Below are 1,391 nucleotides of genomic sequence, written 5' to 3'. Positions count from 1 at the left end.
CTCTTGTGTGAACGGCCTCTATGGCGCAAGGAAAATCTTGTCTTGAAACATACGGAACTGGTGCTCTCATGTGTCCGGCCTTTTTGTGCAGCCACTAGGGCCGCTGGCCATGATGAAGTCCGCGAACAGAAAACCTAAAACAATTCCACGCGCTTTAATGGCGCAAGAGCGAGCACGGTTTTATTCTGTTCCCGAAGCAGTCCGGTCTGTCATCAAAACTCAACACTCCCGCACATCTACCAGATCATCAAATGTTGACTGGCTTTGTCTCTGATCTTAGCAAACGGCACACGGAACTGCCGAGGTGCCACGATATGTCTCGGCGCGGCTCATAAGAGCCCATGCAATCCTTGCTGTCTTGTTAGCCAATGCGACAGAGACAACGCGTCCAGGCTTTTTCTCCCGAAGCATCTGGCCCCAGAGATGACTGGGTGTTTTTTTGCGATCTATGCGCAGGAGAGCAGTAACGCCTACGACAAGTAACCTGCGAATATACCCGTTACCGGCCTTGGTTATGCGCCCAAGCGTATCTTTGCCACCTGAGCCATGAACACGAGGTGTTAAACCAAGCCATGCAGAGAAATGTCTTCCCGACCGAAAAAGCTTTGGGTCCGGAACAGACGCTGCGATAGCGCTCGCGACAATCGGACCGATCCCTGGGACGGTCGCAAGTCGCATACTGTTTTCGTTATTACGATGCCATTGCAGGATCCTGTCATCCAGTTTTTCAATCTGGGTCTGTATCATACGAAGCTGATCTAGAAAGGCATGTGCGACGGTTCGTATTTCATTCGGCCACGAGTCTTGATTTTCATGGACAAGGCCTCCGAGAGACTTGGCGCCGACAACTCCTTTGGGAGCAATGAGACCAATTTCACTCAAATGTCCTCGAAGAGCATTGATGAGCATGGTCTTCTGCTTCACCAGCAAGTCTCGACTGCTGTGCAACATCAGAACAGACTGTTGTTCTACAGATTTAACAGGAACAAACTGCATGGTCGGTCGTGTGACGGCTTCACAGATGGCCTCGGCATCGCGCGCATCTGTTTTTCCGCGTTTGAGGTAAGGCTTGACGTAGTTTGGTGGCATCAGTCTGACCGTATGTCCCAAAGCTTTGAACTCGCGTGCCCAATAATGGGCTGACCCGCACGCTTCCATACCAATGAGGCATGGCGGAAGTTTCTGAAAAAATTTTAGGAGCTCGGCGCGTCTCAGTTGACGCTTGAGGACAGGCAATCCCTGCTGATTAACAGCGTGGATTTGAAAAACAGATTTGGCGAGATCAAGACCGATAACTGCAATGTCTGTCATTGTTCTTCTCCGGATGCCCTGACTGGCAACGGCACCCTAGCACTAAAGTAAGGCATAGAGGCCGTTCACCACATCAATTC

Annotated in this window: 1 protein-coding gene; it reads right to left on the bottom strand. The window is 50.8% G+C overall.

Features of this window, described 5'->3' with window-relative positions:
* Positions 1–276 precede the first annotated feature (276 nt).
* On the bottom strand, positions 277–1,311 hold the full coding sequence (locus GKO01_RS15670; protein WP_015074928.1) for an IS110 family RNA-guided transposase: 1,035 nt from the start codon (positions 1,309–1,311) through the stop codon (positions 277–279).
* Positions 1,312–1,391: the final 80 nt, after the last annotated feature.

Source organism: Gluconobacter kondonii (assembly GCF_002723995.1).
Lineage (GTDB): Bacteria > Pseudomonadota > Alphaproteobacteria > Acetobacterales > Acetobacteraceae > Gluconobacter > Gluconobacter kondonii.
This window is presented reverse-complemented; position numbering and strand designations above follow the sequence as displayed.